This is a genomic window from Pseudoalteromonas sp. AWM4_233, assembly GCF_056158285.1.
On record NZ_JBSWSZ010000001.1, the window covers coordinates 2,543,010 to 2,555,780 of the forward strand.

The following is a 12,771-nucleotide window of genomic DNA, read 5'->3' on the forward strand; positions in this document are numbered from 1 at the left end:
CAAAAAGGAGAGCATCACATTCGCTCTCCTTTTTTTAGTCGATAAAAACAATTAAAGGGTAACCACCACGCGCCCTCTCACTTTGCCTTCTAATAGTTTAGAAGCGGTTTCAACGACTTCGTTTAAACCAATATCAGCCGCAACGGCCTCAAACATGTCTGGTTCAATGATATCGCCTAAACGTGACCAAGCTTCTATTCTGTCTTCAAGCGGACGCATTACACTGTCGATACCTGCAAGCGTCACACCTCTTAAAATGAAAGGTGCCACAGTTGCAGGAAACTCCATGCTTTGCGCCAAACCACATGCGGCCACAACGCCACCATATTTTATACCCGCACACACATTCGCTAGAGTATGACCACCAACAGAATCAATTGCCGCAGCCCATCGCTCTTTACCAAGTGGCCTACCCGGCTCAGATAACGTATTGCGATCAATCACGTCACTTGCGCCTAATTTGGTCAAGTAATCTGATTCATCCAAGCGACCCGTTGAAGCAACCACCTTATAGCCCAACTTAGCTAATATGGCGATAGCAAAACTGCCAACACCACCATTTGCTCCTGTAACAAGAATATCGCCTTTTTCAGGCGTAATGCCCTGCTTTTCAAGTGCCAAAACACATAACATAGCAGTGTAACCCGCAGTGCCAATTGCCATAGCTTGTTTCGCAGATAAAGACTCAGGCAAAGGGATCAACCACTCACTTTTTAGTCGAGCTTTTTCAGCTAACCCACCGCAGTGTGCTTCACCAACACCAAAGCCATTTAATAATACTTTGTCACCGATTTTGAATTTATCAGAATCAGACTGCTCAACCTCACCAACTAAATCGATACCAGGGATCATCGGAAAAGTACGAACGACGGGCGCTTTACCTGTTATTGCCAATGCATCTTTGTAGTTCAACGTACTATGAGACACCCTTACTGTCACATCACCGTCAGGTAAAACCTTGTCATCAATATCAGTAACTGACGCCTGATAACCTTGTTCATCTTTATTGACCAAAATACCTTTAAACATCGTTCGCTCCTAATTTAGACCGGTCGTCTAATAATGGTTAAATTTTTTTAAAACTTACTTATGTGAGGACTATGAAATCCCCATTACAAAACACTTAAAATAATTATCGAGTGGTTTGGCCGAAGCCTCTAAACGAGCGCGGCTTACAGCGCCTTCCCAACCAATCCAAAAATACTCAGCAAGCAGCGCGCAATCTGCGTTTTGGCTCACTTGCCCTTGTTTTTTGGCCTCTTCTAAACACGCCGCGACTTCACATTGCCAAGTTTCAAATATTGCCACCAGCTCTTTTCTGAAACTTATAGGCAATAAATCAACTTCTTGCCCCAAATTACCGACCAAGCAACCGCGTTTAAAATTATGCTTTTGCATACCTGACTTAGCATCTTCGACGAAGTTACTCAGCCTTGACAGAGGCGCTTCATCACTTTGCGCTAAATGCCTGCTTAGCTTTTTCAAAAAATACGCTGCATAACTTTCAAGTACGGCCAAACCAAAGGCCTCTTTGCTACTGAAATAATGATAAAACGAGCCCTTTGGTACACCCACTCGTTTTAATATTTGTTCAATACCTGAAGCGGCAAAGCCTGATTCTGTTAACTGCTCAAGCCCAGCTCGAATTAGCTCGGCTCTTGTATCTTGATTTTCACGCGCCACTTTGGGTGGGCGACCTCGTCGAGGTTTTGCTGTTTTTTCGATCATGAAACGATATTAGACCGACTGTCTAATAAAAGCAATTCTCATTTTTTAATTGCCAAAACTTTAAATGAGAATTATTTAATGTTAGTTTTGTTATATTGTATCAATCAAATAAAATTAACATGAGTCATAACACTGCGGCCCCACTTGAATACTCTGAACTAAACCAAACAGCTAGTTGCCAAATAAGCGCCTCTGCGGATGTTTTAAGCAATATTTACAATAAGGAAGTCACACTGACTTGCTTCTCAAAGAAATCTAGTTGGGCTATATCACATGCAGCACAGTTATTTGCCAAGCAAAATCTAGGTACTGTGATCCAATATCAGGGTGAGATAAATAAAGACTTATTTGAAGAGATTCTATTTAAGCTTGAGGGCAGTACGCATGCATCGTTATTAGCACAACATATTGAACTCATGCTAGAAATGTTTGAGGTGTTATTTGAGCCCAAAGAAATCGGGCTAAGACTGATTGCCTGCGATACCTCTTTAAGCCCTCATTTCCATCAACCGCAAAACCTTGTAAGAATGGCTTCTACATTAGGTGGCCTAGGTGAGAGGTGGATTGCTCCTGATGAAGTGAAGTTTTTACCATTAGCGCCAAACCAATTAAAGCCCGAAATCAAAGTGCCTTTACCTCATCATATCTCTCAATTACAAGATGGTGACATTGCACTTATGAAAGGCGCTCAATGGGTTGATCATGAACAAAGTGCAATTACTTGTGCCTCTCCTGAATTTTGTAATAACGAGTTTAAACTTTGTATATACATTGATTTTATTGAATAAAACCTGTGCAAACTCTGCTGGAATTTTGATTATTGAGAAAAGACTTTTAATGAATACGTATGCATAACATTTCATTAACTTAGTTTATATGTGAGTTTTATGTTTCCTATTTCAACACGCAAGGAATGCGATAAAAGGTAAACACATGACAACACATATGAAATCAAATAAACAACTTAAAATTGCAGCGCTTGTACTTGGTGCTGTCAGCTTCCAAAGCAGCGCAGATGTTATTTTGCATGCATTTAATTGGCGCTATGATGACGTTGCGAGCAAGGCTCAAGAAATCGCTGAACTTGGGTATAAAAAAGTACTCGTCTCTCCTGCTTATAAATCGACTGGAGATGCATGGTGGTCTCGTTACCAGCCACAAGATCTTCGTGTCATCGATAACCCTTTGGGCGATACCAATGATTTTAAAGCCATGGTGCAAGCGCTTAAAGCGCAAGGTGTAGAGACATATGCCGACATTGTTTTTAATCATATGGCAAACGAGCAATGGAAACGTGCTGATCTTAACTATCCGGGAAGCGAAGTTTTAGCCGATTACGCCGCTGATATTAACTATTACAACGACATTACACTATTCGGTGATGTTAAAGATGGTTTATTCGGCGCGGGTGATTTTCACGGTACATACGACCAAGGTGGTCCAAAATGCATCAGTAATTACAATGACGTTGGCGATGTACAATACAACCGACTGTGTGGCGCTGCCCCCGATCCTGGCCTCCCCGATTTAGACCCTAACAATTGGGTTATCACTCAACAAAAAGCGTATTTAAATGCGTTAAAACAAATTGGCGTAACGGGCTTTAGAGTTGATGCCGCAAAACACATGACCAACTACCATATTAATGCCGTGTTCGATGCCAACATTAAAAAAGATACGCATGTATTTGGTGAAATTATAACGACAGGTGGTTCAGGTAGCGGTGATTATGATAACTTTTTAGTGCCTTACTTGGCACAAACAGGCCACTCAGCTTATGACTTTCCCCTGTTTGCACAGATCAGAGGCGCATTTAGTTTTGGCGGTTCAATGAGTCAACTTGTTGACCCAGCGGCCTATGGTCAAGCATTGGCCGGTAACAAAGCTATTACGTTTAGCGTTACTCATGATATCCCATTGAATGATGGCTTTAGATATCAAATTATGGATGCCACCGACGAAAAACTTGCGAACGCATTTGTTTTGGGCAGAGATGGTGGTGTACCACTAGTGTATTCGGATAATAACGAAAGTGGTGATAACCGCTGGAATGATCTCTATCGTCGTGAAGACATTAAAGGCATGCTCAAATTCCACAATGCCACCCAAGGCAGTAGCATGCAGGTGCTAAGCCACAATAGCTGTATTTTATTATTCAAACGCGAGCACAAAGGCGTGGTTGGTATCAATAAGTGTGGTACAAGCCAAGATATCTGGGTAGATACACAAGCCGATAATTTATGGTGGCACCGCAACTACCGAGATACATTAAGCAACGATGTGCAAAATATCTCGAGTCAGTGGCATAAGTTTTACCTACCAGCGAGAACAGCAAGAATGTGGTTGATGGAATAACCCTCAAACTCTATTGCTTTCAGATTAACTCCCTAGAAGTAACCTAAGGTCGCATTTATGCGGCCTTTTTTACGCTTTCATTTTAAAAGATCAAACAATAAATCGATACCATTAATTCTATCTGCGGTATCTAGAACACGAATATCTTTCGCATCTCTGAAATTATGTAAGAAACCTTTTAACTCACCTTGCTTAAACCAAGCACCAAAGCAGCTATGACAGTAACTAAAATGACTATTTTCGAAAAAATGACGATGCAATTGACCACAGCCAGATGGGCAAGTTAATTCTGTCGTTTCTTTCACTTGGCTTTGAACTTGCCCGACAAATGCCATGTAATCGAACTCTTTAACGGTGCCGATTGCTTTTAGAAATTTCGCTGGTAACCAAGCTCCATGACATTCTGAGCAGCCATAACCTGTGTGAATTTCGGTTAAGTCATATTCAAGTTTTACATTACATTGGTAACACTGCATACGTTACTTCCTTATAAACTTTCGGAAAACCAATTTGATAATACATAAAACCTAAAAAGGTACAAACATAAAAAATGTCATAACACTGATCTAAAATGATTTTTCATCCATACTGATAGTCTGACAACAAAAGGACCTCAAAATGTTCAGAATTATAAAAGCCTTAGCCCTTGCTTCATTACCCGTAATTTTTTCTTCAAATGTCTCTGCTGATGAACGAGGTGATGTACGTGCTCAGCTTGAACCAAAAGGTTACTTATATGGCATTGGTCTTGGCTTAAGCCAAGAGATTTATAAAGGTTATGGTAATCGAGTAACACCTTTGCCTATTTTAGGCTATCGTGGTGACAAATTATCGGTATATGGCCCTTTTGTAAGTTACGAACTTTTAGAATTAGGTGATATCGAATTCGAAGTGCAAGCTTCTCCTCGCTTTCAAGGCTTTGACGAATCAGACAGTGATGTCTTTATCGGCATGGAAGAAAGAGACTTTTCAATGGATTTAGGCGCAAACTTTAAATACGAACGAGATAACTGGAAATTAAGCATTGGCTTTTTACACGATATCTTCAATAAATCTGACGGCTATGAAGTAAAAGCCAAAATTGGAAAAGCGTATCGATTTGGCCCTGTCTTCTTTGAACCAAATTTATCAATAAACCATTTAGATAAAAACCATGTCGATTATTACTATGGTGTAAGAGACTTTGAAGTCACTCAAAACAGAGCATTCTATAAGGGTGATAGTGCGATAAACCAATCAATCGGCTTTTCAGTATCGACCCCAATATTCTTTGGCGGTTTCACGCAGCTAGCCATTGATTACACTATGTATGACAGTAGTATCACTGACAGCCCGTTAGTTGATCGCGATAATAATTTAAGTATGAGATTGTTATTTAGTAAGTTTTTTTAGTCGAATAAATACTTGCAACAATAAAGCAGTAGATTAACTTACTGCTTTTTTGTTTTAGGCATAAAATACTGCTCTAGTTTTACGTTTCGAACTGCATGCTCGACTTGTTGACGCTCACTTTCTGACAACACTTTATATCCTCGCGGATATGGCCAACCATAGCCCCAGCGAAAAGGCGTTGGTAAGTATGGACTGCCACCGACTCTAACACCTGCCAACATCATGCTAGCGATAGTAGGCTCGCCAACCTCTTTAACACATTGCTTTAAACGCGCGTCAGATTTTTCTCGTTGCATTGCTGTACCACCCTGCCAATAATCAAAGTCATGGGCTACACAACAAGCTAACCATAATTTTTGCTGTTTAAAGGTACCGTCGGGAAACAAACTACATCCATCACTTTTAAATGGCTTTAATTCATTTGCATTTAAAGACATAGCACAGAAAGAAAGTGTTAAATATAAAAGCCCTTTATTTAGCATAATATTACGAAGTTAGAATAAAACAGGAAGGAGTTTAAATGAATTGACGCCATTAGTCTCATAACAGACACTTCCTTGGCGAAGATTAAAAAGATAGTTAGACTGAACCGCATTTATCCTTTGAAGTGGCTATAAGCAGCACCCACAGTAAAATGACCGCTTTCCAATCGTTTTACTAATTGTTGTGCTTCAAGTTCACTAAGTACTTGGTATAAACCATCACCATAGGTGTTGATACTATCTGCAGACAGTAAATCTACCGGTTCAGGAAAATGTTGGCTTACATCACTTAACACCATTCGAACCATTAGTTTCTCTACTCTATCCATATACTTACCCTCGATTAAAAAGATAATGTGTTTAAAGTAAAAATTATTTACTAACCGAAACGCAACAAAGCGCTATGGTTTAAGTTATGTCAACTTAGCGAAGAACGTTTAAAAAAGGAAGAAAAAATAGACAGCTTTTTACAATAAATAAGCACAACAAGTGCCCTTTTTATAACCAAATGAATATGTGTTATTGGCGACATCTAAAATGATAACACGCTGTAAAACAAACTAAATTAGGGTCGCCGGACTGCTACATTGTGGATTTTATACTTAAAGTGAAACATCAAAACTATAGTTCGTTATCTCTTTTAGTGCTTTATTGCATTGCAGTTTGCAAATCCACGTTAATTGAAAATTTCTAAGTTGATTAAGCCACTGTAAGTATTGAAAATAAAAAAATGAATTTTCGGTTTGATTTTTGCATGGTTTATAATGAATTAATCAGGATAATCATTATGACTTTAAGATCTTTGTTCAAAACCAATAAACTTATTGCTTTAGCATTCACTTTAACTTCCTCTTACGTTAGTGCAAATGATGCTTGTTTAGAAGGGTTATTTGCGGTCGACAGATACGCAGAACAAGGAAAAAATGCGCTATATCACATAGATTTAGCAAATAAATCTTATAGCAAAATGTCAGGTACTTCTCTTCCTGCTAGCAACCTGGCAGCAACAAACAATCAATTGATTATGATGCAGCGATTAAATAAAGAAACGAATGCGTCAAAAATTTATCAGTACGACTTATCTTCTGGCGAGACGACTGAAATCGCAGATACAACAAGTTATCCAATAAAACGTTCTGTTGTTTCACCTGATGGCAGTTTTTTACTCGCCACCAGCCAAACTTATATGTATCAATTTGACTTAGAAACGGGCGATAAAACCGTACTAGGTAAAATGCAAACAAACGACGCGAGTTGGGATGATTTCGCCCATGGTGACATCACTTATTCAATTGATGGTAATACCGTCTATGTTCTAAATGCCAAGTCACTTTACATCCTTGATGAAAGCAACATGCAACTAGATAAAATTGGTGAACATAACTTAAATTGGCCATCTGGCATTGCGACAGCAAACGATGGTCAGCTATACGTTTCTGCAAGAAATAGTGGTGAAAACGCCAAAATCTACAAAATAGACCCACAAACTGCTGAAGCAGAGCTTATTATGGAAGGGCCAGAGCATATTGCGGATCTAACTTATGTGTCTGAATGCGGCAACCCACTGCTTACTATTGCCGATGAGTTTCAACAAGAAGTGGATGCAGCTAAAGCATTCTGGGAAGAGCAAAATATTGGCGGTGCGGCTGCAAACGTCACCTCATTTAAGGACGGCTCGTTTAACTTTAACGAAAGTGGCTATTTAGTTGAGAGTAAAGATAAGCTAAACAAGCACAACAAAAATACCAAAAAGCCGAATTCAAACCGCTGTGCCAGACTTTGGAATAACTTGCTAGATCATAAATATACTCTAAACCGCTCTGGCGCAGGCCGTAAGAAGTCTAATGGCGATACTAAATGGTATCACTCTACTGCAGATGGCGCTTTCAAGGTATCTAAAGCCAAAAAAGGGGTATGTACTTATACTCTGAATGACAACGACAGCCTTAAATTAAACTATGATTCTAATACTGGCCTAGTGAGCATAGCTAAATAAATTTATTGCATTAAAGTCCCAAAGTTAACGCGATAGTTTTCGCTCAACTTTGGGGTTTTAAAACTGAAGCATGGCTATCAGTTTTTATAAGGGCCCTATTTAATGGGTTACTTTCGATATAAGTGCCCTACTCTTCAACGCTTAAATATTCACATCTAGATTAAATTCAATTAAAGTAGCGCTGTCTAATCATTGAGAACTGTATGTTTAAGCCACTTTCAAAAGTCTTCGTGACACTTGTTATTTTGATTGCCTTTGTTGGGCAAGCATCGGCTTATAGCTTTATGCCCTCATTTGAGATCTCATCAACACATTCAGCACAAACACAATCAAGCAATTCAATTGATAGCGTCTCGAATTTATCTTCAAGCTCAAACAGTGACGCTGAAGATGATTGCTGCGAAGTGGAGTGCTGCGAATCCGAATGTATTTGCCCTGCAAATGCCTGTGCTGCCTTTATCTTTGTCAGTAGCCTTGGCTACTCACAGCCAATGATGCGTTTTACAGAGTCTATTGTGAACTCGCATTTAAATATGCCAAATAATATTGTCGAGTCGTTATACCGCCCCCCCATTTTTACCTCTTAGGGCAGATCCGCCCAAAACACTCCAATTCAGAATAAATTAAAAAACAATTTATCAATGACAGCTGAATATACTGTCATGTGTACACTTTGAGGTAAAAATGCAATTTAAACTTTCTAAACTGGCTTTGTCTGTATTTCTATTTGCCCCCCTTTCTTCATATGCTGGCGGGCATGAAGAACATGAGCACGACCATCATGGTCATGAAAAAAAAGCCATAGAAAAAATTCAGGTCACTGCATCAAGACTAGGTCGCATAGTCACAGAGTCGGCAACTCGTACCGAAGTCATTATTGGTGAAGAAGTTCAAGAAAAGGCTTTAATGCGCCCTGGTAATATTTCTATGCTCGTTGCTGAAACAGGTGGTGTACGAGTACAAAATACCTCTCCAGCACTGGGCAGTGCTAACATTCGCTTGCAAGGTTTATATGGTCGTTATACTCAGTTACTGAGTGATGGCCTGCCACTGTATGGCGGACAAACAGCTTCTATCGGGCTACTGCAGATCCCCCCGACCGACTTAGCCAGTGTTGAGATTATCAAAGGTTCTGCATCGTCTATGTATGGCGGTTCAGCACTTGGTGGTGTGATTAATCTGATCTCTCGTACGCCTTCGGATGAATTCGAGGGCGAAGTATTATTAAATGCCACATCAAAAAATGGTCAAGATGTCACCGCTTATTTGGCCGCGCCTGTTTCTGACTCAATGGGTGCTTCAATTACCGCAGGTGCACACCATCAAGAAGAACAAGACTTAGACGATGACGGCTGGCTCGATATGGCCTATTACGAAAGAGCAACAGTGCGACCACGTATATATTGGTCAGGTGAAAATGGCGCTAATTTGTATATGACCATGGGCGCCATGAAAGAGCGCAGAAATGGGGGTACCGCTGAAGGAGCACTCATGCCAGACGGTCAACCATTTGTGCAAAATCAGGACTCTTTACGCCTCGATGGCGGTTTGATATTCGAACAACCTTTAAATGACACTCTGAGCTTAAATGTCCGTGGTTCATTGATGCAACAAGAGCATGAACACCAATATGGACGTGTGTTGGAAGATGACAAACATAACAGCTACTTAGTTGAATCTTCAGTCACAGGCTTCACCAACAAGACAGCTTGGATTGTGGGTGTTGCGTATCAACAAGAGCAATTCGAGTCAGAACAGTACAATGAATTCGATTATACATTCGAAGTGCCCGGCTTATTCTCACAGCTTGATTATGACGCAACTGACGAATTAGCCCTGTCTCTAAGCGCCAGAACAGATTGGCACAGCGAATATGGCACTCAATTTAGCCCGAGAGTCTCAGCACTATATAAACCAGAAAATTGGTCCGTGCGTGGCTCTTTCGGTAAAGGTTACTATGCGCCAACGCCTTTCATCGAGGATATTGAAGACGCAGGTCTGTCACGATTAGCACCACTAGACAACCTAGAAGAAGAAACTGCCACCACTGCGTCTGTCGATTTTAGCTATACCGTCGATAGCATTGAAACAAGCCTGACACTGTTTGCGTCTGACATAGATAATGTGACTGAGTTAGAAGAAATGAACTGTATCGGCTGTGACAAAACAGTGCGCATTGTCAACGCAGCTGGCCAAAGTGAGATAAGAGGTGCCGAACTACTTCTTCGTTTCCGTTGGCATGATATTAAATTCACTACTAGCTATTTATACACAGATGCGAGTACACAAGATGATACAACCGGTTCAATCTCACCTATCGCGCTTACACCCAGACATTCTGCGGGCGCAGTGATCATGTGGGAAGAACATGGTAGTCATCTACTTGGTTTTGAAGCTTACTACACGGGCACGCAACAACTCGAAAACAACCCATACCGAACTCAAAGTGATGCTTATTGGCATTTAGGGCTGTTAGGACAGATTACATTTGGCAATGTAAGCTGGTTTGTAAATGCTGAGAACCTGCTGAATGTTCGTCAAACAAAAGACGACACTTTGGTTTTACCTGAACAATCAGCAAGTGGACGCTGGACAACCGATATTTGGTCTCGAAATGATGGCTTTACCGTCAATGCCGGTGTACGAATTCAATTTGGGCATTAATACCAATTTTCACTAATGCTTAATCAAAAGGCTTAGTCAAAAGTCTAGGTAACGCATTACTCGATATAAAGTCAATTCGGGTAATGCGTTCATTTGTACCATGCAAACATGGTTGAGTATCGATTCAAAATTTTAACGTCTAACTGCTCATCAGCAGCTGAGTTTGCTAACCCATAACACACATGCAGTGGCATCAAATGCTCTTCTCGAGGATGACAAAACCTTGCATGGGGTGCACTTGCCCAATCTAAGAGTTGGCTTGCTCGCATACTTTCATCAAGTGCTTTATTACTTACTGTGTCTCTGAGCCAAGTCTCAAATGCCAGGTTTTTTTCATCAACTTCTCTGTCACCTTGCGAGAAAAAAGCACGCATATTATGAAAAGAGAACCCAGAACCAATCACTAGTAAATTGTCATACGCTAGTGACTGTATGGCTTTACCAATATTGAGGTGTAAGCTCGGCTCTAAACTTTTCGCCAATGATAGCTGCACACACGGAATGTCAGCCTCCGGAAACATGATTTTCAAGGGAATAAACATGCCATGGTCAAAGCCGCGTTGCGCATCGAGTTGATGTTCAATGCCCGCTTGCGCTAGCGCCTTTGCCACTTCAGATGCTAACTTAGGCGAGCCAGCACATGGATACTGAATGTTATATGCCGCTTCAGGAAAACCATAATAGTCATAAATGAGCTCTGGTAACTCTGAAGAGGTAATTGTCGGCACAGCCTCTTCCCAGTGGGCGCTTATCAACAAAATAGCACTTGGCTTTTCAATACTTTTCGCCAATTTCTCTAGTGCATTGACCATTTCTGTATGGCTGGGGTCGCCCAATAAAGGCATCGGCCCCCCGCCGTGAGAGATAAAAAATACATTATGTTTTGTTGTCATAGCACACCACAAAGATTAATAGCTAAGCACTAACAGTAAAGTGCGTATTACTTTCTAATACCTTCAACATGCAAGTCGAGCATCACCGTTGTTGGACCTAGCACTTCTTTCATACCATAGTCTGCTAAACGAATTTCAGTGGTACCTGAGAAACCAGCTCGGTAACCGCCCCAAGGATCTTTACCTTCACCAATTTTTTGCGCATCAATGACAATATTCTTAGTCGTTCCATGTAGTGTGAAAGCGCCCTGCACTTCTAGTTTGCCATTACCTTTGTCGATAATTTTGCTGCTTACAAACTTCGCAGTTGGAAATTTCCCAACATTTAAAAAGTCGCCACCACGAAGGTGCTTATCACGCTCTGCATGATTTGAATCGATACTCGTAGTATCAATATTCACTTCAATTTGTGCGTTGTCATAACTTTTACCATCGTAGTTAAAAGAACCTTCAAATGTGTTAAAACGACCCGTTAACCAAGACACACCTAAATGCGATGTTTTAAAGTTAATAAAGGCATGTGCTCCTTTGGTATCAATCACGTATTCAGCAGCACTTGCCGTTGTTGATAACGCACCTAGAAACGCTGCAGTTAAAATAAGCTTTTTCATTGTAATCTCCTGTTTAGAAGCCAAAATATTTAATAAGTTAAGGTGAAGGCACCTACTTGTTTTAAAACACTTACCTTTATGAAGTGTCTTAAAGCATGCGCTTCAATGTATTGTCTTTATCTATGAAATGATGTTTGAGTGCAGCTAGTGCGTGTAAAAAAACTAACCCCATCAAACCATAAGCACTGAATTTATGAATGAGCCCTGCGGTGTCGGCTTGTTGTGAAAAAAGCTCCCCAAAGCTTGGCAACACAAACCAGTTAAACACTTCAATACCACGACCATCGGCCGTTGAAATTAAGTAGCCACTGACACAAATCACAACGATCAGCAGGTATAAAACGGTATGCGCAGCTTTTGCCATAAATTGCTCAAATGCGTTACCCACAGCATCTGGACTCATGTTATTTGCCTTCCAACATAATCTGGCAACAGTTAATAGCAGCAACAGTAAACCGACACTTTTATGAATAAATGGTGCGGTTCTGTACCAATCACTGTAATATTTCAGCTCTACCATCCACCAGCCGGACGCAAACATGCCTATGACGACCACTGCTGACACCCAGTGCAGGCTTTTCGCCACCCAGCCATAGTTCTGTGTTGTGTTTTTCATAAAAACCTCATGCGTTTGTTAACTTAATCAACAA

14 protein-coding genes are annotated in these 12,771 nt (G+C 40.6%); 6 read left to right on the plus strand and 8 right to left on the minus strand.

Annotated features, from left to right (window positions below):
* Nucleotides 1-51: 51 nt before the first annotated feature.
* Entirely contained in the window at nt 52-1,029 is a 978-nt protein-coding gene (gene acuI / locus ACXAC4_RS11335) for an acrylyl-CoA reductase (NADPH) (RefSeq protein WP_475161639.1), read from the minus strand.
* Between the two features lie 69 nt (nt 1,030-1,098).
* Nucleotides 1,099-1,728, minus strand: coding sequence for an acrylate utilization transcriptional regulator AcuR (gene acuR / locus ACXAC4_RS11340; protein ID WP_475161643.1), 630 nt, complete (start codon nt 1,726-1,728; stop codon nt 1,099-1,101).
* A gap of 119 nt (nt 1,729-1,847) precedes the next feature.
* Between acuR and ACXAC4_RS11345 the strand changes: the two genes are divergently transcribed.
* The gene (locus ACXAC4_RS11345) at nt 1,848-2,516 is read left to right on the plus strand and encodes a DUF1826 domain-containing protein (protein ID WP_475161644.1); all 669 of its coding nucleotides are present in this window, start codon (nt 1,848-1,850) and stop codon (nt 2,514-2,516) included.
* 145 nt (nt 2,517-2,661) lie between these two features.
* A complete protein-coding gene (locus tag ACXAC4_RS11350) occupies nt 2,662-4,083 on the plus strand; it encodes an alpha-amylase family protein (protein ID WP_475161647.1) in 1,422 nt (473 codons plus the stop codon).
* Nucleotides 4,084-4,160: 77 nt separating this feature from the next.
* On the opposite strand, the gene ACXAC4_RS11355 is transcribed toward ACXAC4_RS11350, so the two are convergent.
* Nucleotides 4,161-4,559, minus strand: coding sequence for a hypothetical protein (locus ACXAC4_RS11355; RefSeq protein ID WP_475161648.1), 399 nt, complete (start codon nt 4,557-4,559; stop codon nt 4,161-4,163).
* A gap of 142 nt (nt 4,560-4,701) precedes the next feature.
* On the opposite strand from ACXAC4_RS11355, the gene ACXAC4_RS11360 reads away from it, so the two are divergent.
* A complete protein-coding gene (locus ACXAC4_RS11360; protein ID WP_475161650.1) occupies nt 4,702-5,475 on the plus strand; it encodes a MipA/OmpV family protein in 774 nt (257 codons plus the stop codon).
* 38 nt (nt 5,476-5,513) lie between these two features.
* Here ACXAC4_RS11360 and ACXAC4_RS11365 read toward each other — a convergent pair whose 3' ends face one another.
* Both ACXAC4_RS11365 and ACXAC4_RS11370 read right to left on the minus strand, forming a co-directional pair.
* Complete coding sequence (locus ACXAC4_RS11365; RefSeq protein WP_475161651.1) at nt 5,514-5,957, minus strand: hypothetical protein; 444 nt, start codon at nt 5,955-5,957, stop codon at nt 5,514-5,516.
* Nucleotides 5,958-6,070: 113 nt separating this feature from the next.
* Nucleotides 6,071-6,286: a hypothetical protein gene (locus tag ACXAC4_RS11370; RefSeq protein ID WP_058030433.1), complete on the minus strand. Its 216-nt coding sequence runs from the start codon at nt 6,284-6,286 to the stop codon at nt 6,071-6,073.
* A 458-nt stretch (nt 6,287-6,744) separates the two neighbouring features.
* Here ACXAC4_RS11370 and ACXAC4_RS11375 point away from each other — a divergent pair, with 458 nt between their 5' ends.
* From ACXAC4_RS11375 to ACXAC4_RS11385, 3 genes are all read left to right on the plus strand, one after another.
* Nucleotides 6,745-7,953: a YncE family protein gene (locus ACXAC4_RS11375; protein ID WP_475161654.1), complete on the plus strand. Its 1,209-nt coding sequence runs from the start codon at nt 6,745-6,747 to the stop codon at nt 7,951-7,953.
* A 203-nt stretch (nt 7,954-8,156) separates the two neighbouring features.
* A complete protein-coding gene (locus tag ACXAC4_RS11380) occupies nt 8,157-8,540 on the plus strand; it encodes a hypothetical protein (RefSeq protein ID WP_475161656.1) in 384 nt (127 codons plus the stop codon).
* Between the two features lie 97 nt (nt 8,541-8,637).
* Nucleotides 8,638-10,617 carry a TonB-dependent receptor plug domain-containing protein gene (locus ACXAC4_RS11385; protein ID WP_475161658.1) on the plus strand — a complete coding sequence of 660 codons (1,980 nt, stop codon included), beginning with the start codon at nt 8,638-8,640 and terminating at the stop codon, nt 10,615-10,617.
* A gap of 89 nt (nt 10,618-10,706) precedes the next feature.
* Here the strand turns inward: ACXAC4_RS11385 and ACXAC4_RS11390 are convergent, their stop codons facing one another.
* From ACXAC4_RS11390 to ACXAC4_RS11400, 3 genes are all read right to left on the minus strand, one after another.
* A complete protein-coding gene (locus ACXAC4_RS11390) occupies nt 10,707-11,510 on the minus strand; it encodes a DODA-type extradiol aromatic ring-opening family dioxygenase (protein ID WP_475161660.1) in 804 nt (267 codons plus the stop codon).
* 47 nt (nt 11,511-11,557) lie between these two features.
* On the minus strand, nt 11,558-12,121 hold the full coding sequence (locus ACXAC4_RS11395) for a YceI family protein (RefSeq protein WP_475161662.1): 564 nt from the start codon (nt 12,119-12,121) through the stop codon (nt 11,558-11,560).
* Between the two features lie 88 nt (nt 12,122-12,209).
* Nucleotides 12,210-12,737: a cytochrome b gene (locus ACXAC4_RS11400; protein ID WP_475161665.1), complete on the minus strand. Its 528-nt coding sequence runs from the start codon at nt 12,735-12,737 to the stop codon at nt 12,210-12,212.
* Between the last annotated feature and the right edge of the window lie 34 nt (nt 12,738-12,771).

Excerpts from the sequence above, each read along its gene's own strand:
- acuI (WP_475161639.1), bottom strand. The coding sequence starts at position 1,029 with ATGTTTAAAGGTATTTTGGTCAATAAAGATGAACAAGGTTATCAGGCG.
- acuR (WP_475161643.1), bottom strand. The coding sequence starts at position 1,728 with ATGATCGAAAAAACAGCAAAACCTCGACGAGGTCGCCCACCCAAAGTG.
- ACXAC4_RS11345 (WP_475161644.1), top strand. The coding sequence starts at position 1,848 with ATGAGTCATAACACTGCGGCCCCACTTGAATACTCTGAACTAAACCAA.
- ACXAC4_RS11350 (WP_475161647.1), top strand. The coding sequence starts at position 2,662 with ATGACAACACATATGAAATCAAATAAACAACTTAAAATTGCAGCGCTT.
- ACXAC4_RS11355 (WP_475161648.1), bottom strand. The coding sequence starts at position 4,559 with ATGCAGTGTTACCAATGTAATGTAAAACTTGAATATGACTTAACCGAA.
- ACXAC4_RS11360 (WP_475161650.1), top strand. The coding sequence starts at position 4,702 with ATGTTCAGAATTATAAAAGCCTTAGCCCTTGCTTCATTACCCGTAATT.
- ACXAC4_RS11365 (WP_475161651.1), bottom strand. The coding sequence starts at position 5,957 with ATGCTAAATAAAGGGCTTTTATATTTAACACTTTCTTTCTGTGCTATG.
- ACXAC4_RS11370 (WP_058030433.1), bottom strand. The coding sequence starts at position 6,286 with ATGGATAGAGTAGAGAAACTAATGGTTCGAATGGTGTTAAGTGATGTA.
- ACXAC4_RS11375 (WP_475161654.1), top strand. The coding sequence starts at position 6,745 with ATGACTTTAAGATCTTTGTTCAAAACCAATAAACTTATTGCTTTAGCA.
- ACXAC4_RS11380 (WP_475161656.1), top strand. The coding sequence starts at position 8,157 with ATGTTTAAGCCACTTTCAAAAGTCTTCGTGACACTTGTTATTTTGATT.
- ACXAC4_RS11385 (WP_475161658.1), top strand. The coding sequence starts at position 8,638 with ATGCAATTTAAACTTTCTAAACTGGCTTTGTCTGTATTTCTATTTGCC.
- ACXAC4_RS11390 (WP_475161660.1), bottom strand. The coding sequence starts at position 11,510 with ATGACAACAAAACATAATGTATTTTTTATCTCTCACGGCGGGGGGCCG.
- ACXAC4_RS11395 (WP_475161662.1), bottom strand. The coding sequence starts at position 12,121 with ATGAAAAAGCTTATTTTAACTGCAGCGTTTCTAGGTGCGTTATCAACA.
- ACXAC4_RS11400 (WP_475161665.1), bottom strand. The coding sequence starts at position 12,737 with ATGAAAAACACAACACAGAACTATGGCTGGGTGGCGAAAAGCCTGCAC.